Source organism: Saccharopolyspora sp. NPDC050642, assembly GCF_040654735.1.
Lineage (GTDB): Bacteria > Actinomycetota > Actinomycetes > Mycobacteriales > Pseudonocardiaceae > Saccharopolyspora > Saccharopolyspora elongata.
In genome coordinates, this window is the sequence record NZ_JBFAIN010000040.1 from 1 (window position 1) to 17190 (window position 17190).

Consider the following 17190-nt stretch of genomic DNA (forward strand, 5'->3'; position numbering starts at 1 on the left):
GCCAGCCCACGCAAAATCACCGCGATCGTCCGCGCCGCACTCACCCTCACCCACCACGAACACAACCGAATCCACTGAGATCACCTCATTGAAATAGCGGTTCACCGCGCCTAGGTGAGCGGTGGGTGGTGGCGGAGCATCGGGCTGTCGGTGTCGCTGGGGTACTCCAGCAGCAGCACCGAGGTCACCGGGCCGCCGACGGTCTCGTAGGTGTGCGGCAGCTGCGCCGGGAAGCACACGTAATCCCCCGGCCCCAGCTCGTAGGGCGCGTCGGCCGGCCCGACGCGCAGCTTCCCTTCCGTGACAACGACATGCTCCCGCCCGGGATGCCCGTCGGAGCGCTGAACCTCGCCGGGCCGCACGCGCTGGTCGTAGACCTCCACCACCGCCGACGTCAGGTCGAGCCGGCGCAGCATCCGCAGGTCGACGGCGTTGCTGCTGAGCACCTCCAGCCCCGCGGACCGCACCAGCACCACGTCCGGCTCGGTGCGCTCGGTCAGCAGGGTCGACACCGGCACCTGCAAAGCGTTCGACAAACTGAACACCGTCTGGATGGTGGGGTTGCCGACGCCGGACTCCAGCTGCGACAGCGTGCCCTTGGCGATCCCGGACCGCCGCGCCACCTCGGACAGCGACAGCGCCTGCTCGGCCCGCAGCGCCCGCAGATTGGCCGCCAGCACCCGGACGGCCTCCACCTGCGCCATCAAGCACCTCCCCAAGACCCGGAACGTGCCCGCAGCTTAACCACCGGTACCCGGCCGCCACCGGGCCACGCGACGTCCGGTTTTGCGAATAGCGGGATTTCCTTGCTCGACCGTTCGGCGCAAGCGCACCGTAATCGGCACGGCGGTCGCCGGGGATGCCCCGAGAACAACTCCGGCGAACGCCATTCCAACTACCAGGCCGCGAGCCCGGGCAGCTCCCCCGTCCTGCCCGGGCGCTCGCGGCCCGCACCTGTTCGCGGTGCCGAGTTCCAAGGGGCCCAGATGCTCAAACACGTCCTGGATGTGGTGGATCTCCTCGACGATCCGTCGGTCACCGGCGCCCGCGTGGTCGCCCATCTCGACGAGGTGGCCGGCGAGTCCGGGCTGGCCACCAGCACCACCGTTCAAGGCCACCAGGGCACGACCGACTTCGTGCAGGTCCGCATCCCCGGCACGCGGGGCAAGGCGGCCGGCGGCGACGCCCCGACGCTGGGCGTCGTGGGGCGGCTCGGCGGGATCGGCGCCCGCCCGGAGGTGACCGGGTTCGTCTCCGACGGCGACGGCGCCGCCGCGGCCATCGCGACCGCGGCGAAGCTGCTGTCGATGCGCGCCCGCGGCGACGTGCTCCCGGGCGACGTCCTGATCAGCACCCACGTGTGCCCGGACGCCCCGACCCGGCCGCACGAGCCGGTGCCGTTCATGGACTCCCCGGTGGGGATCGCGACCATGAACGCCCACGAGGTCAGCGACGACATGGACGCGGTGCTGTCCATCGACACCACCAAGGGCAACCGGATCATCAACCACAAGGGCCTGGCGCTGTCGCCGACGGTCAAGCAGGGCTGGGTGCTGCGGGTGTCGGACCGGCTGGGCACCCTGCTGGAGACCGTGACCGGCGAACCGCTGGTGACCTACCCGGTGACCACCCAGGACATCACGCCCTACGGCAACGGCGTCTACCACATCAACTCGATCCTGCAGCCGGCCACCGCGACCGCCGCGCCGGTCGTGGGCCTGGCGATCGTGGCCGCCACCGCAGTGCCCGGCTGCGCCACCGGCGCCAGCCACGAGACCGACATCGCGGCGGCCGCGCGCTACGCCGTCGAGGTCGCCAAGGAGTTCGGCGCGGGCCAGCTGGCCTTCCACGACCAGGCGGAGTTCGACCACCTCGTCGCGCGTTACGGCTCCCTCGCCCACCTGCAGACCATGGGCGACCTGCCCGCCGAGGAGGAGTGATGGGCACGGCGCAGACCGCCGAGGCCGCGCCGGGCAAGCAGATCGGCAACGACGACTACTCGCTGCGCCGCGTCCCCCAGGACGCGCGCTACGGGTTCGGGTCGATGCTGCTGCAGTGGCTCGGGCAGTCCGGCTCGCTCTCCCAGTTCGTGCTGGGTGCCTCGCTGGGCATCGCGATGGGGTTCTGGGACGCCTTCTGGGCGTTCACCCTCGGCGCGGTGCTGCTGGAGATCGTGATCTTCCTGGTCGGCCTGGCCGGTCAGCGCGAGGGCCTGGCGATGACCATGCTCACCCGCTTCGCCGGGTTCGGGCGCAACGGCTCGGCGCTGGTCAGCCTCGTCATCGCGATCAGCATGGTCGGCTGGTTCGGCGTGCAGAACGGCATCTTCGGCAAGAGCATGCAGTCGCTGGTCGGCGGCCCGATCTGGCTGTGGTGCGCGATCTCCGGCGCGGTGCTGACCGCGCTGGTGATCTACGGGTTCAAGTACATGATGTGGCTGGCCAAGATCGCCGTGCCGCTGTTCTTCGCGCTGGTGGCCTGGAGCGTGATCAGCACGCTCTCGCAGCACTCCATCGGCGACCTGATCGCCAAGGAGCCGACCGCCGCGGCGCTGTCCATCCCGGCGGCGGCGACCATCGTGGCGGGCGGGTTCATGTCCGGCGCGGTCGTGGCCCCCGACATGACCCGCTACAACCGCAAGGGCTGGCACGTCCTGCTGCAGAGCTCGTGCTCGATGATCCTCAGCGAGTACATCGTCGGCATGACGGGCGTGCTGCTCGGCCAGCTGGTCGGCAGCAAGGACGTCACCTCGATCGTGCTGTCCACGTCCGGGCTCGCCGGGCTGGTCATCGTGATCCTGTCCACCGCGAAGATCAACGACTGGAACCTCTACGCCTCCTCGCTGGGCGTGGTGAACTTCGCGGACACGGTCTTCGGCAAGCGCCTGCACCGCGCGACGGTGACGCTCGTGATCGGCGTGCTCGGCACCGTGCTGTCCGCGATGGGTTTCCTGGACCACTTCACGGAATTCCTGAAGATCCTCGGCGTGGCGATCCCGCCGATCGGCGGCATCATCGTGGCCGAGTACTGGGTGGCCCGCCGGATGCGCGGCGAGCTCGACCGCACCCGGCCGACCGGCACGCTGCCGGAGAAGGTGGCCACCTGGGTGCCCGCGACACTGGTGGTGTGGGCGGCCGGCTTCTGCGTCGGCTACTTCGTCGACGCGGGCATCCCGGCGCTCAACTCGCTGCTGACCGGATTCCTGCTCTACGCGGTGCTCGCCTTCGCCGGGCTGGTGCGCCCGGTGGGGACCTCGACGCTGGAAGGACGCAAGTCATGAGCGTGCCCGAGGACGAGGTCGTCGACCTCTGCCGGGACCTGATCCGCATCGACACCTCCAACCCGACCAGCAACGAGCGCGCGGCGGCCGAGTACGTCGCGGCGAAGCTGGCCGAGGTCGGCATCGAGTCCACATTGGTCGAGAGCGCGCCGGGGCGGGCCAGCGTGATCGCCCGCGTCGAGGGCGAGGACCCGTCGCGGGGTGCGCTGCTGATGCACGGCCACCTCGACGTGGTGCCGGCGGATGCGAGCGAGTGGACCTTCGACCCGTTCGGCGGCGAGATCTACGACGGCTGCCTGTGGGGCCGCGGCGCGATCGACATGAAGGACTTCGACGCGGTGATCCTCGCGGTGGCCCGGGAATTCGGCCGCACCGGCCGGAAACCGCCGCGGGACATCGTGTTCGGCTTCCTCGCCGACGAGGAGGACGGCGGCAAGTTCGGCTCGCACTGGCTGGTGCGCAACCGGCCGGAGCTGTTCGACGGCGTCACCGAGGCGATCACCGAGGGCGGCGGCGTGTCGTTCGACCTGGGCAACGGCCAGCGGCTGTACCCGATCGAGAACGCCCAGCGCGGCCAGGCGTGGCTGCGGCTGATCGCCACCGGCCGGGCCGGGCACGGCTCCTCGCCGAACGACGAGAACGCCGTCACCGACCTGGCGGAGTCGCTGGCCCGCATCGGCAGGCACCGGTTCCCGGTGCGGCTGATCGAGCCGGTGCGGGTGCTGCTGGAGCGGGCCGCCGAACTCCTCGGCACGGACTTCGATCCGTCCGATGTGGACGGCAGCTTGACGAAGATGGGCCCGGTGGCCGACCTGGTCGACGTGATCCTGCGCAACTCGGCGAATCCCACGATGATCGAGGGCGGCTACCAGACCAACGTCATCCCGGGCCGGGCCACGGCCGCGGTGGACGGGCGGTTCCTGCCCGGCCACGAGCAGGAGCTGCTGGACACCATCGACTCCCTGCTGCTGCCGTCGGTGCGCCGCGAGTTCATCCACCACGACGTGGCGATGGAGACGGAGTTCGCCGGCACCCTGGTCGACGCGATGTGCGCGGCGATCCGGGCGGAGGACCCCGACGGCCACCCGGCGCCGTACTGCAACGCGGGCGGCACCGACAACAAGGCGTTCGCCACGATCGGCATCAACGGGTTCGGCTTCAAGGCCCTCCGGGTACCGCCGGAACTGCCGTACTCGCGGATGTTCCACGGGGTGGACGAACGAATCCCGCTGGAGTCGCTGCGCTTCTCCACCCGGGTGATGCAACGCCTCCTGCACACCTGCTGATCCGGACGGTCGGGAGTGGCGGTGATCGCCCATAACGGTCATTGCCACTCCCGATCCACCCGCCGTAACCTGCACTGGTCCAGCGGCATCCAGCTCGCGCCGCCGTCTTCCCGCTTCACCACCCGCGCAACGAGCACGTGATGGTCAACAAGGCAGGAGGCACCGCATGAGCTCTGCACTGCCCGGCAGCGACACCGACCGGATCTGGACCAACTGGGGTGGCAACCAGACCTGCACCGCGGCGGTCTTCGCCCGGCCCCGCGACGAGGCCGAAGTGGTCGCCGCCGTCCGGCATGCGATCGACCGGGGCCTGAACGTCCGGGTCGCCGGCTCCGGGCACTCCTTCACCCCGGTGGTGCCCACCGGCGGCATGCTGCTCGACCTGACGCGGCTGACCGGGGTGACCGCGACCGACCCGGACCGGCTGCGGGCCACGGCGCTGGCCGGGACCACCGTCGGCGACTTCGGCCCGCCGCTGTGGGAAGCCGGGCTGTCGCTGACCAATCAGGGCGACATCGACAAGCAGGTCATCGCCGGGGCGATCGCCACCGGCACGCACGGCTCCGGCATCGACCTGCCGAGCTTTTCCGCCGCGCTGCGGCGAGTCCGGCTGGTCGACGGCCGCGGCGAGGTCGTCGAGATCGACGAGGGCGACGCGCGGCGGCTGCGGGCCGCGCAGGTGGCCATCGGCTCGCTCGGCGTGATGCTGGAGGTCGAGCTGGCCGTCTCCGCCGCCTACCACCTGACCGAGGAGATCAGCTACCGGCCGTGGCAGCAGATCGTCGAGTCGTGGGACGAGCTGATCGCCGGGCACCGCCACTTCTCGTTCTTCTGGTGCCCCGCCGACGAATCCGCCGACCTCTACCAGCTGCCCGCGCCGCCGGACCAGCCGATGGCCGACCACTGCTACGTGAAGCTCTACGACGAGGCCGAGGTCGACGAGCCCGCCGGGATCGTCACCGCCGAGGGCCACCGCGTGGACCGCGCCTACCGGATCTACCCGGGCGGATTCGACACGCCGTTCCACGAGATGGAGTACATGGTCCCGGCCGGGCACGGGCTCGAAGCCGTCTCGGCGATCCGCGAGCTGATGCGCACCGAGCACCCCGACCAGCGCTACCCCATCGAGGTCCGGTGGACCGCCGCCGACGAGGCGTACCTCTCGCCGAACCACCGGCGCGCGACGACCGTCATCTCCGTCTCCGGCGCCCCCGGCACCGACTACTGGCCGTTCCTGCGCGCGGTCGACGAGCGGCTGCGCGAGTTCCGGGCCCGCCCGCACTGGGGGAAGTTGCACTTCATGACCCGCGACCGGATGGGCGAGCTGTTCGACGAGTTCGGCACGTTCCTCGACGTGCGCCGCGAATTCGACCCGAACGGCACCTTCCTCAACGACCACCTGCGCCCGCTGCTGGCCTGAGCCGCGAGGAGGTCCGGGATGGAACTCGTGGGCAACTCGATCATCTACCTGATGATGGCCTTCGTCGCGATCGGCGCGGTGGCGGCGATCCGCGACGCCGACACCGGGATGGGCCGGGAGTTCAAGGAGGGCCTGCACGCCATCGGGCAGATCTTCATCCCGGTGGCGGGGATCATGGCCGCGATCCCCTACCTGTCCGCGTTCGTCGAGTCGGCGGCGGGCCCGCTGTTCAGCGCGATCGGCGCGGACCCGGCGATCGCGGCGACGAGCCTCATCGCGGTGGACATGGGCGGCTACCAGCTCGCGCAGGCCACCGCGAACTCCACCGGCGGCTGGATCATGGCGACGATCGTCGGCTACCTGGCCGGGGCGACGATCATCTTCACCATCCCGGTGGGACTGGCGGTCCTGGACCGCCGGGACCACCGCTTCCTGGCGCTGGGCGTGATGTCGGGCATCCTCACGGTGCCGATCGGCGTCCTGATCAGCACCTCGATCCTGCTGGCCACCGGCACGACGGTGCGCGGCGAGGTCTCCGCCGACGCACCGTCGGACGCCGCACTGTCCGGTTTGGACACTTCGGCGATGCTGCTGAACCTGTTGCCGCTGGCGGTGTTCGTGGTCGTGCTGGCGCTGGCCCTGCGATTCTGGCCGGCGGCGATGATCCGGCTGTTCATCTGGTTCGGCCGCTTCCTGGACGCGGCGCTCAAGATCGTGCTGGCGCTGTCGATCATCGAGCACTTCACCGGCCTGTTCTCGGCGGTGCTGGGCGCCTGGGGCTTCGACCCCATCATCGCCGACGCCGACGACCAGTACCGGGCGCTGGAGGTGGCGGGCAACATCGGGATCATGCTGGCCGGCGCGTTCCCGATGGTTTACGTGCTGCGCAAGGGTTTGACCCGCCCGCTGGGCGCGTTGGGCCGCCGGATCGGGATGAGCCCGGAAGGAACCGCGGGCCTGCTCGCGGCGTCGGCGAACGTGCTGGCGCTGTTCCGCCTGATCGGGCACATGCCGCCCGAGGACAAGGTGCTGTGCATCGCCTACGCGGTGTGCGCGGCCTTCCTGGTCGGCGACCACCTGGCGTTCACGGCGAACTTCCAGCCCAACCTGATCCTCCCGCTCCTGGCGGGCAAGCTGGCGGGCGGGGTGCTGGCGATCCTGCTGGCCCACCTGATCGCCCTGCCGGCGATCCGGACCGCGGCCCCCGAGCCGGCGGTGGGCTGACAGCGAAGGGCGCCTCCGACCGGGTCGGAGGCGCCCAACGCTTCGGGGTATCGCCGGTTACGGCTGGGGGAACTGCTCGGCGTAGGTCTTGACCGCCGTCGAGATCGCCTGGAAGTTGCGGTCCAGGGCCTGCTGGTCGACGTTGTCGACCGTGTCGCAGGACTGGTGGTAGCAGGAGTCGTAGGCCTCGCCGGCCTGGCCGCCCCACTTCTGCGCCTGCTCCGGCGTCTTCGTGCCCTCGGCGCCGGTGAAGGTGCCGCCCGCCGGGATGCCGACCTCGATGAACGGGCCGTAGTCGGAGCGGCCGTCGAAGTCCGTGCCCTCGGTTTCCACCCCGGACGTCGCGAGCGCGTCGTTGAGCAGCTTCTCGATCTCCGCCGAGCCCTCCGGGCCGGGGCCGGCGCCCTCGCCGTCGGAGTCGTCGCCGTCGTAGGTGAAGTAGCCGGCGTTCGGCGAGCCGACCATGTCGAAGTTCAGGTACGCGACGATCTGGCCGCGCTCCGCATCGGACAGGCTCTGCACGTAGTGCGACGAGCCGACCAGGCCCTGCTCCTCGGCGCCCCAGAACGCGAAGCGCAGCTTGTTCTTCGGCGTCGCGCCGCTGCCCGCGTAGTCCAGGGCGGCCTGCAGGATCGCGGCCGAACCGGTGCCGTTGTCGTTGATCCCCGCGCCCCTGCTGACGCTGTCCAGGTGGGCGCCGAACATCACCACGCTGTTGGCGTCGCCGCCGGGGGTTTCGGCGAGCAGGTTGTACGTCGTGCCGCCGATGGCGTCGAATTCCTGGATCGTGGTGGCGAATCCGGCTGCGTCCAGCTGGGCCTTGACGTAGTCGAGCGAGGCCTTGTAGCCGGGCTGGCCCGCCGCCCGGTTGCCGCCGTTGGCCTCGGCGATCTTCTGCAGCTCCTGCAGGTGGTCCTGGACGGCGGTGACGCCGGTCAGCGGTGCGCTGGCCGCCGTGGCCGGCAACACCAGAGCGGACGCCACGGCCAGTGCCGCCGCGGTCGCCAGGAGTGGTCGTTTCGGCATGCTGCGCCCTTCCGTCGGTCGATCTTCGCCGCAGCGGAACGTAACGACGCGACGCGACGCGGTGGGCGGTTTGACGTGAACTCGCCGCCGGTGTCCGGAACTCGTTTTTCCCGGCTTTGCCCGACTTTCGGTGAAGTGTTCGGCACGCGTCCACCCGGCCGACACGAGGAATCCACCGCCGGTGCGGCCGTTCGGCCTAATTTCACGGGGCCAACCGGCCAGCACAGGAGGAATCAGCGCTCATGGATCGCCGATCGTTCATCGCCGGGACGGGTGGCGCGCTCGCCGCCACCACCGTCCTCAGCTCCACCGCGCACGCGGCCCCGCCGCCGCAGGCCGGCAACAAGGTGCGCTTCAACATCATCAGCGACATCCAGGGCGACCTCGGCGATTTCGGCAAGGCGCTGGACGACCTGGCCCGGATCAACCCGGGCAGCGCGGGGCTGGGCATCGCGGGCGACATCACGCCGCGCGGCTACGACTTCGAGTACGCGGCCGTGAAGTCCACATTGGACAAGCACGCGCACCCGCAGGAGGTCGCCTGGGCGATCGGCAACCACGAGTTCTACGTGCCGAAGTGGCGCGACCCCGACACGCTCGCGCAGGAGACCTGGCCCAACGGCACCACCGAGGACTCGCTGTTCCGCAGCTTCTTCGACTTCGCCGGCCGCAACACCATCTTCGCGGAGCACTCCTTCGGCGGGATCCCGGTGCTGAGCATCGGGACCGAGCGGTACTCGCACTACCACGACCCGAAGCTGTGGGACGAGGTGTGGATCAGCGACCAGCAGTTCAACTGGCTGGAGCAGCGGCTCGACCACTGGGCGCGGTGGCGCAAGCCGGTCATGGTGCTGACCCACCACCCGCTGCCGAACACCGTCTCCGGCACGCACAACAAGCTCTACCTCAACGACTACCTGCAGTCCGACCGGCTGCTGGGGATCCTCGGCCGCCACCGCGACGTGTTCCTGTTCTCCGGGCACACGCACTGGAACCTCGAACTGTCCGACTGGGTGGTGCGCCGGGTGGTGCCGGGCACCGGCAACCTGGAGGGCTTCACCGTGGTCAACACGGGCGCGATCCAGGTCGGCTGGCAGGACGACGGCAAGGGCGGCGAGGTGTCCCTGGGCGGCGCGTTCAACCAGGGCCTGCAGGTCGAGGTCGACGCGCGCAACGTGGTCATCATGGCGCGCGACTTCACCACCGGCACCTGGCTGAAGCAGATCACCGTCCCACTGCACAACGAGTCGTAAGCGGCGTGGCTTCGGTCCGGCCGCCGGGCTGGCTATCCTTCAGGCGCAGGCCGAGCCGAGGGGGGCGCCGTGGGCGAGTCAGGCGGCCGGGCGCGCGGCCCGGCCAAGGAGCACCGCACCGTCAGCCGGGTGACCACCATCCTGGAGACCGTGGCCGCCGACCCGCACGGGGTGCGGCTGAGCGTGCTCGCCGGGGCGCTGGACGCGCCGAAGACCTCGGTGCACGGCCTGGTGAAGGGCCTGGTGGCGACCGGGTACCTGCAGGAGCAGGGCGGCGCCTACCTGCTGGGACCGGCGGTCGGCGCGCTGCTGCCGACCCCGGGCACGCCGCTGGTGGACGCGGCCCGGCCGGCGATGCAGAAGCTGCGCGCGGAGTTCGACGAGACCGTCATGATCGGCACGCTCGTGGGTGACTCGGTGGTGTACCTGGAGTCCATCGAGTCCACCCAGCTCATCCGCTACTCGGCGCCGCTGCGCAAGCGGCGCCCGCTCTACCCGACCAGCATCGGCAAGTGCCTGCTCGCGAACCTCGACCGCGCCTCCCGCGAGGCGTACCTGCGCGAACACTTCCCCGATCCCGACGAGCGGGCCCGGGTCGAGCGCGAGCTCGCGGACATCGCCGCCGACGGCGTCGCCTACAACCGGGGCGAGACGGTACCGGACGTGTCCGCGGTGGCCGGACCGGTGCTGTCGCACCGCGCCGACGCCGGCACCGCCGCGGTGTCGATCGCCGGGCCGACGACGCGGGTGGCCGACCGGCTCGACGAGATCGCCGCCGCGGTGCGCACGGCGGTGCAGGAGATCACCTACCGGCTCCGCTGACCGGAGGCCGCGATCACAATTCCCGCGCCGGGGCATTGACCTCGACCTCGCTCGAACTCCTAGCGTTGCGGCCGCAACCCGGAAAACGGCGCAGGGAGAAGGAATGCACGCGATTCGGCAGTACGAGTTCGGCCCCGCCGAGGTCCTCCGCTACGAGGAGGTACCCGACCCGACCCCCGGCCCTGGGCAGGTGCGCATCGCGGTCGCCGCCGCCGGCGTGCACGTCATCGACACCGCGATCCGGCAGGGCATGCAGGGCGGGCCGTTCCCGCGGCCCGAGCTGCCGATGACGCCGGGCCGCGAGGTCGCCGGGGTCGTCGACGCGCTCGGCGCGGGCGTCGAGGCGGAGTGGCTGGGTCGGCGCGTCGTCGCCCACCTCGGCATGGCCAGCGGCGGCTACGCCGAGCTCGCGGTCCGCGACGTCGAGGCCCTGCAGGTGCTGCCCGCCGACGTCGGCTTCGACGCCGCGGTCGCGATGATCGGCACCGGCCGGACGACGATGTCCATCCTGCGCATCGCGCGGCCGACCGCCGACGACGTCGTGCTGGTCACCTCGGCCGCCGGGGGCATCGGCGCGCTGGCGGTGCAGCACGCCCGCAACATCGGCGCGACGGTGGTGGGCGCGGCCGGCGGGCCTGCGAAGGTCGCCAAGGTGCGGGAGCTGGGCGCCGACGTCGCCGTCGACTACACCGCGCCGGGCTGGTCGGAGACGGTGCGCCACGCGCTCGACGGACGCGAGGTGAGCCTCGTGCTCGACGGCGCCGGCGGCGAGTACGGCCGGGCGGCCTTCGACCTGCTCGGAGCCGGCGGCCGGATCACGATGTACGGCAGGGAATTCGGCGAGCACCGGTTCACCTCCGACGACCTGATCGCCCGCTCGGTGGCCGCGAACGTGGCCCTCGGCCCGAACCTGCTGAAGGTGCCCGGCGGCATGCGGGCGCTGGAGGACGAGGCGCTGGCCGCGCTCGCCGACGGCAGCCTGCGGCCGCTGGTCGGCACGCCGTTCGCGCTGGCCGACGCGGCGAAGGCGCACGCGGCGTTGGAGAACCGCGAAACCTACGGCAAGGTGGTGCTGCGGCCCCACCCGTGATCAAGATCGTATGGCGGATACCAACCGGTTTGTCGTAAAGTGCGGGCCTGGGGCGCATCCGGTCAGATCAACACGCTCCCAGGAGGTAGGACCGTGGAACAGGTGGTTCTGCTCGACGAATCCGGCAACGCGATCGGGGTCGAGGACAAGGCGATCGTCCACCATCGACAGACGCCGCTGCACCTGGCCTTCTCCTGCTACGTGTTCAACGATCGCGGCGAGTTCCTGCTGACGCAGCGGGCGCACCACAAGCGCACCTTCCCGAGCGTGTGGACCAACACCTGCTGCGGCCACCCCGCGCCCGCGGAGGACATGAAGGCCGCGATCACCCGGCGGCTCGGCGAAGAGCTCGGGCTCACCGTGCACGGCCTGGAGCTCGTGCTGCCCGGCTTCCAGTACCGCGCCACGATGCCCAACGGCGTGGTGGAGAACGAGAAGTGCCCGGTGTTCGTCGCCTTCACCGGCGGCACGCCGGAGCCGAACCCGGACGAGGTCGCCGAAACCCGCTGGGTGGACTGGGCGGAGTTCAGCTCCGCGGTGCTCGCCGGCGAGTCCGAGGTGTCGCCGTGGTGCTCGCTGCAGGTCCGCCAGCTGACCGAGCTGGGCCCGGAACCGGCCCGGTGGCCCAAGGGTTCGCCGGCGGGCCTGCCGCCCGCCGCCCACGTGAGCTGACCCCGCATTGCGGACAATTCCCCCTCTCCGGTTAAGTTAGCCAAAGCTAACTTGATCGGAGATGGGGTAGGTCCATGGTCAACCTGGTGTCGCGGACCCGACGCCGCGCGGTCGCAGGCGCGTTATCGACGCTCCTGCTCGTGTTGACCGCGTGCGGCACGAGCACCGAGTCCACGCGCGACGAACCGGGTGCGGACGGCGCGTTCCCCGTGACCGTCACGCACGCGCACGGCGCGACGGAGATCCCCACCCGCCCGCAGCGCGTGGTCGCCCTCGGCTACACCGACGTCGACCCGCTGCTCGCGCTCGGCGTCGTGCCCGTGGCGATGCGGCCGTGGAGCAAGATGGACGGACCCGGATCCTGGGCCAGGGACCGGTTGAACGGCGCGAAGCCGTACCTGTTCACCACCAAGGGCGACGTCGACCTGGAGAAGATCGCCGAACTGCAGCCCGACCTGATCGTCGCGATCAACGCCGAGATCGACGCCTCGCTGTACAGCAGGCTCTCCGCCTTCGCCCCGACGATCGTGCGGCCCGCCGGCTTCGCCGACTACGGCACGCCGTGGCAGGACGCCACCAGGATGATCGGCGCCGCGGTCGGCAAGCCGCAGGAGGCCGAGCAGCTGATCACCGCGACGCAGGCGCGGATCGACGAGGTCGCCGCGGCGCATCCCCGGTTCGCCACCGCCACCGGCGCCGTGGTGCTGATCAACCCCAAGGGCGGCTACTGGCCGTACGCCCGCAACGACGCGCGCGGGCAGTTCCTGACCGGGCTCGGCATCCAGCTCCCGCCCGGCCTGCAGCCGCTGGACGACGGCAAGAAGTTCCACCTGGAGCTCAGCCCCGAGCGGACCTCGCTGCTCGACTCCGACGTGCTCGTGGTCATCGACCAGGGCGACGGCAAGCAGCGACTGGCATCGGATCCGCTGTTCCAGACGCTGGAAGTGACCAAGCGCGGCCACGTCGTGGTGGTTCCGTTCGAGGAAACCGGCATCGCGCTGGCGCACAACACCGTGCTCAGCATCCCGCACACCCTCGACACCGTGGTGCCGCTGATCGCCGAGAAGCTCGGCTGACGCGCACGGGAGCCGCGGTCAGGTGGCCGCCGCCTTCGGCCGCAGCTCCCGCGACCAGCTCCACTCCCCCGGTTCCGGCGCGCCGATCAGCCTCAGGCCGACGCCGCGCAGCGTTCGCGCGATCGCGGTGTTGTCGACGTGGGTCTGCGCGGTGAGCGCGCCGATCCCGAGTTCCTCGGCCTGCTCGACCAGCTTCCGCGCCAACGCCGTGCCGACGCCCTGCCGCTGCCAGTCATCCCGGACCAGCAGCGCCAGCTCGCCGGAATCGCCGTCGTACATCAGGTTTCCCATGCCGACCACCGCGCCGTCCGGCGCCAGCGCGAGCAGCGACCGGCCCAGCGCCGGGGTCAGCAGGCGCAGCAGGCCGCGCTCCCCCTGCCCCGGCCCGGGGCTGAAGTAGCGCCGGTAGCGGGCCGCGCTGGAACACCTCTCGTGGAACTCCGAAACCAGTTCCACGTCCGACCGGTCCGCCGGCCGGATCGTCAGCTCCGCCCCGCTCGCGGCGCGCGCGACGTCCGGCACCGGCCGCACCCGCGCCCGGCAGCTCGCGGCCAGCTCGACCATCGCCCGCGCCCGCGCGAACTCCGCCGGGGTGAACGCCCCGCCGGGCCGCTCCAGCACCAGGACCCCGCCGCCCGGATCCGCCAGGTGCATCTCGCCGCCGGCGGGCGAACCGGCCTCCTCCTGCCACCGGACCGTCACCTGTCCGAGCAGCGCGCGCAGCGCCCGGACCAGGTCGGTGCGGCCGTTGACCAGGTCGATCGCCAGGTTCGCGGTCCGCGTCGGCACGTCGTCGAGCTCGCGCACGTCCGCCCGCACCGCGGTCACGTCCCGGCCACCGGCGGCCTCGACCGCGGCGACCAGTTCCCGCCCGCTCACCCGCGACGGCACGTGCAGCAGCACCTCGTCGACCACCCCGCCGGCGACGGGGTGGACCTGCATGGTCCGGATGTCCGCGCCGAGCGCGGCCAGGCCACCGGCCAGGTGCGCCAGCCGGCCCGGCGTGTCGGTCACCGACGCGCGCAGCCGCCACAGCGTCTGCTGCACGCTCACGATCTCCGGAACCCGCACCTCGGGCACGGCGGGCACCTGCCGCCGGCGCCACCACCACCGACCGGCGGCCGCCACCAGCAGGACGGCGCCGATGGACAGCAGCGCCAGCGGCCCGCGGCCCTGCGCTCCGGTCGCGAACAGGTTCGCCGCCCCCGCCGCCAGGAACAGCGCGGCCAGCTCGATGAGTTCGCGGGTCCAGTCCCCGCGATGCTGCCGGGAAGTCATGCCACCATGCTTCCCCCGCCGTATTGCAGGAGCTTGACCTGGGATGACGGCTCGGTTAACGGACCGATGTCACATCTCGTCGCGCACCAGCACCCCGTCGCGCATGATCAGCGACAGGCGGCGCTCGGGGTCGGTGAGCACGCCGATGTCCTCCAGCGGGTTGCCGTCGACGACCAGCAGGTCCGCGTAGGCGCCCGGCACGATCTCGCCGATCTCGCCGACCATCCCGGCGATCTCGGCGCCGGTGATCGTGGCCGCGCGGACGATCTCCACCGGCCGCTGCACCTGGGCGCGCAGGCTGAACTCGGCGAGCTGGTAGGCGTGCAGCTCGCCGTGCAGATCGGTGCCGTACCCGATCTTCAGCCCGGCCCGGTCGGCCAGCTCCAGCGCGTGCAGCCCCGCGTCGATCACGTCGTGCAGCTTCCGCCTGTTCTCCTCCGGCAGCGCGCGCGGCGCGTCGTCCCGCGTCAGCGCGTGGTAGGTGGCCAGCGTCGGCACATAGAACGCTTGGTGCTGCTGGAAAAGCTCGACGCTCGACTCGTCCATCAGGTTGCCGTGCTCGATGGTGCGCACGCCGCAGCGCAGCGCGCGGTTCACCGCCTCGGCCGTGTAGGCGTGCCCGGCCACGTAGCGGTGAGCCAGGTTGGCCTCGTCGACCGCCGCCCGGATCTCCGGCTCGGAATAGCCGAGGGCGTCGATCCGCATCGACGACACCACGCCGCCGCTGACGGTCAGCTTGATGTGGTGCGCGCCGAGCGCCATCTGCTCGCGGATCGCCCGCCGCAGCTCGACCTCGCCGTCGCAGATCCGGGTCAGGCCGTGGCCGCCGGTCGGCGCGATGATCGGGCCGCCGAACAGCACGCGCGGCCCGCGGAACAGGCCCTCCGCCACGGCGCGGGCCACGCCGTGATCGGCGCCGCCCATGTCGCGGACCGTGGTGAAGCCGCGCATCAGCATCTGGTCCAGCACCTGGCCCACCCGCGCCGCGGCGTAGTACGGCGACCACGACTTCAGCTCGGCGAAGTCCGCGCTCGCCTGGGTGGCGTGGACGTGCGAGTCGATCAGGCCCGGCATGAGCACCCGCCCGCGCACGTCGATCACCTCCGCCGCGCGCACCGGCTCGTCGGTGACCTCGACGATCCGGCCGTCGGCGACCACCACCGACCTGTCCGGCAGCAACTCGCCGGCGCGGGGGTCCAGCACCGTCGCGTTGCGGAACACGATTCGCGAGGTCACGCCTGAATCTCCTTCTGCTGTTGGCCGTGCGGGGCGGTCCCGGTCAATTCCTCCAACGTGCGGCCGCTGGTGCTGACGCCGAACACCAGCACGCCCAGTGCGCCGGCCACGAGCGCGCCGGTCACCATCGTGAAGACGCCGCCGAACCCGATCGACGCGTAGAGCACGCCGATGATGATCGGCGCGACGATGCCGCCGATGCGGCCGAACGCCGACGCCGCGCCGGTGCCGGTCGCCCGCATGCGCGTCGGGTACACCTCCGGCGTGTAGGCGTACAGCGCCGCGTAGGTGCCGTTCATGAAGAACGACAGCAGCGCGCCGAAGATCAGCACCTGGGCGTCGGCGCTGCCCTGCGACAGCAGGAAGGCGGCGATCGCACCGCCGGTGAGGTAGCCGGCGATGGTGCGCTTGCGGTCCAGCCGCTCGCTCAGGTACGCGGCCGAGTAGTAGCCCGGCACCTGGGCGATGGTGATCAGCAGGGAGTAGGTGAAGCTCTTCGACATCGTCATGCCCTGCTGCACCAGCAGCGACGGGATCCAGGTGAAGAACCCGTAGTAGGCGAACGTGAGGCTGATCCACAGCAACCACAGCACGGCCGTGCGCCGCGCCATCCCGCCCAGCCACAGCCCGGCCATGCGCGACCCCGCGCCGCTCTGCTCCGCGGCCCGCACCGGCTCCGGCTCGGCCTGCTCCTCGACCGGCGGCAGCGGTTTCCCGGTGGCCCGCTCGACCCGCTCCTCCAGCTGCGCGACAACGGTTTCCGCCTCGTCCAGACGGCCCTGATCGATGAGCCAGCGCGGCGATTCGGGCAGCGCGCGGCGCCACCACAGCAGCATCAGCAGCGGCGCGGCGGTGACCAGCTGCGCCACCCGCCAGCCGTCCGAGAACGCCGGGACGAAGAAGGTGCCCAGCAGCGCCGCCGCGATGTAGCCGAGCGAGAAGAACCCGGCGATCGAGCCGACGAACAGGCCGCGGATCCGGCCGGGCACGAACTCCGACATGAACGCCGGGATGATCGCGGCCTCGGCCCCGACCCCGATCCCCGCGATCAGCCTGGCGACGAAGAAGAAACCCCAGTTCGGGGCGAAGGCCGCCGCGACGGTGGCGACGCAGTACACGGCGAGCGCGTACATCATGATCCGCCGCCGGCCGATCGCGTCGCCGGCCAGCCCGGCCGACAGCGCGCCGATCATGATCCCGATCAGCAGCGAACTGCCGAGCAGCCCGGTCTGCCACGGCGCGAGCCCCCAGAGCGGGGTGACGGCCGGGAGCACGTAGGACACCAGCGAGCCGTCCATGCCGTCGAAGGCGATGCCCAGGCCGCCCATGAGCATCAGCCGGAAGTGCGGCCGGGAGACGGGAAGTCTTTCGAGACGGGCCAGCAGCGCAGGACCCGCCGGGGAGTTGGTCGACATGGCACCTCCTCCGGAGGCCCCCACCGGACCTCGATGCGTTGGAACCATAGCCGCATACTTCTGTGCAAACAAGGTTCAATGCATGATCTTGTGCATCAGGGCAGAATGGGGC

General features: G+C 71.2%; 15 protein-coding genes. 10 read left to right on the forward strand and 5 right to left on the reverse strand.

Translation table 11 applies throughout. The features are described from left to right. Nucleotides 1-110: 110 nt before the first annotated feature. A complete protein-coding gene (locus AB0H93_RS36560) occupies nucleotides 111-704 on the reverse strand; it encodes an XRE family transcriptional regulator (RefSeq protein ID WP_358579626.1) in 594 nt (197 codons plus the stop codon). A 282-nt stretch (nucleotides 705-986) separates the two neighbouring features. On the opposite strand from AB0H93_RS36560, the gene AB0H93_RS36565 reads away from it, so the two are divergent. From AB0H93_RS36565 to eutH, 5 genes are all read left to right on the forward strand, one after another. After that, nucleotides 987-1940 carry a DUF1177 domain-containing protein gene (locus tag AB0H93_RS36565; protein ID WP_358579629.1) on the forward strand — a complete coding sequence of 318 codons (954 nt, stop codon included), beginning with the start codon at nucleotides 987-989 and terminating at the stop codon, nucleotides 1938-1940. Next, complete coding sequence (locus AB0H93_RS36570) at nucleotides 1940-3280, forward strand: cytosine permease (protein WP_358579631.1); 1341 nt, start codon at nucleotides 1940-1942, stop codon at nucleotides 3278-3280. The genes AB0H93_RS36565 and AB0H93_RS36570 overlap by 1 nt, the downstream gene beginning before the upstream one ends. Then, on the forward strand, nucleotides 3277-4566 hold the full coding sequence (locus tag AB0H93_RS36575; RefSeq protein WP_358579634.1) for a M20/M25/M40 family metallo-hydrolase: 1290 nt from the start codon (nucleotides 3277-3279) through the stop codon (nucleotides 4564-4566). Before AB0H93_RS36570 ends, AB0H93_RS36575 begins: the two co-directional genes overlap by 4 nt. 166 nt (nucleotides 4567-4732) lie before the next feature. Beyond that, nucleotides 4733-5986 carry a D-arabinono-1,4-lactone oxidase gene (locus tag AB0H93_RS36580; protein WP_358579636.1) on the forward strand — a complete coding sequence of 418 codons (1254 nt, stop codon included), beginning with the start codon at nucleotides 4733-4735 and terminating at the stop codon, nucleotides 5984-5986. Nucleotides 5987-6004: 18 nt separating this feature from the next. Next, nucleotides 6005-7210, forward strand: coding sequence for an ethanolamine utilization protein EutH (gene eutH / locus AB0H93_RS36585; protein ID WP_358579638.1), 1206 nt, complete (start codon nucleotides 6005-6007; stop codon nucleotides 7208-7210). Nucleotides 7211-7267: 57 nt separating this feature from the next. Here the strand turns inward: eutH and AB0H93_RS36590 are convergent, their stop codons facing one another. Continuing rightward, nucleotides 7268-8236: a M28 family metallopeptidase gene (locus AB0H93_RS36590; protein WP_358579641.1), complete on the reverse strand. Its 969-nt coding sequence runs from the start codon at nucleotides 8234-8236 to the stop codon at nucleotides 7268-7270. Between the two features lie 242 nt (nucleotides 8237-8478). Between AB0H93_RS36590 and AB0H93_RS36595 the strand changes: the two genes are divergently transcribed. From AB0H93_RS36595 to AB0H93_RS36615, 5 genes are all read left to right on the forward strand, one after another. Then, nucleotides 8479-9489, forward strand: a complete 1011-nt coding sequence (locus AB0H93_RS36595; protein WP_358579643.1) for a DUF4073 domain-containing protein — start codon at nucleotides 8479-8481, stop codon at nucleotides 9487-9489. 69 nt (nucleotides 9490-9558) lie between these two features. Next, nucleotides 9559-10311 (forward strand): IclR family transcriptional regulator, encoded by a 753-nt coding sequence (locus AB0H93_RS36600; RefSeq protein WP_358579646.1) that lies wholly within the window; start codon nucleotides 9559-9561, stop codon nucleotides 10309-10311. Between the two features lie 103 nt (nucleotides 10312-10414). Beyond that, nucleotides 10415-11401 (forward strand): zinc-binding dehydrogenase, encoded by a 987-nt coding sequence (locus tag AB0H93_RS36605; protein ID WP_358579648.1) that lies wholly within the window; start codon nucleotides 10415-10417, stop codon nucleotides 11399-11401. Nucleotides 11402-11494: 93 nt separating this feature from the next. Then, on the forward strand, nucleotides 11495-12073 hold the full coding sequence (gene idi, locus AB0H93_RS36610) for an isopentenyl-diphosphate Delta-isomerase (protein WP_132494885.1): 579 nt from the start codon (nucleotides 11495-11497) through the stop codon (nucleotides 12071-12073). 86 nt (nucleotides 12074-12159) lie between these two features. Continuing rightward, nucleotides 12160-13149 carry an iron-siderophore ABC transporter substrate-binding protein gene (locus AB0H93_RS36615; RefSeq protein WP_358579651.1) on the forward strand — a complete coding sequence of 330 codons (990 nt, stop codon included), beginning with the start codon at nucleotides 12160-12162 and terminating at the stop codon, nucleotides 13147-13149. An 18-nt stretch (nucleotides 13150-13167) separates the two neighbouring features. On the opposite strand, the gene AB0H93_RS36620 is transcribed toward AB0H93_RS36615, so the two are convergent. The 3 genes from AB0H93_RS36620 to AB0H93_RS36630 all read right to left on the reverse strand — a co-directional run bounded on the left by AB0H93_RS36620 (nucleotide 13168) and on the right by AB0H93_RS36630 (nucleotide 17078). Beyond that, nucleotides 13168-14427 carry a GNAT family N-acetyltransferase gene (locus tag AB0H93_RS36620; protein WP_358579653.1) on the reverse strand — a complete coding sequence of 420 codons (1260 nt, stop codon included), beginning with the start codon at nucleotides 14425-14427 and terminating at the stop codon, nucleotides 13168-13170. 69 nt (nucleotides 14428-14496) lie between these two features. Further along, complete coding sequence (locus AB0H93_RS36625; RefSeq protein ID WP_358579656.1) at nucleotides 14497-15663, reverse strand: amidohydrolase family protein; 1167 nt, start codon at nucleotides 15661-15663, stop codon at nucleotides 14497-14499. Further along, nucleotides 15660-17078 carry an MFS transporter gene (locus AB0H93_RS36630; protein ID WP_358579658.1) on the reverse strand — a complete coding sequence of 473 codons (1419 nt, stop codon included), beginning with the start codon at nucleotides 17076-17078 and terminating at the stop codon, nucleotides 15660-15662. The genes AB0H93_RS36625 and AB0H93_RS36630 overlap by 4 nt, the downstream gene beginning before the upstream one ends. Nucleotides 17079-17190: the final 112 nt, after the last annotated feature.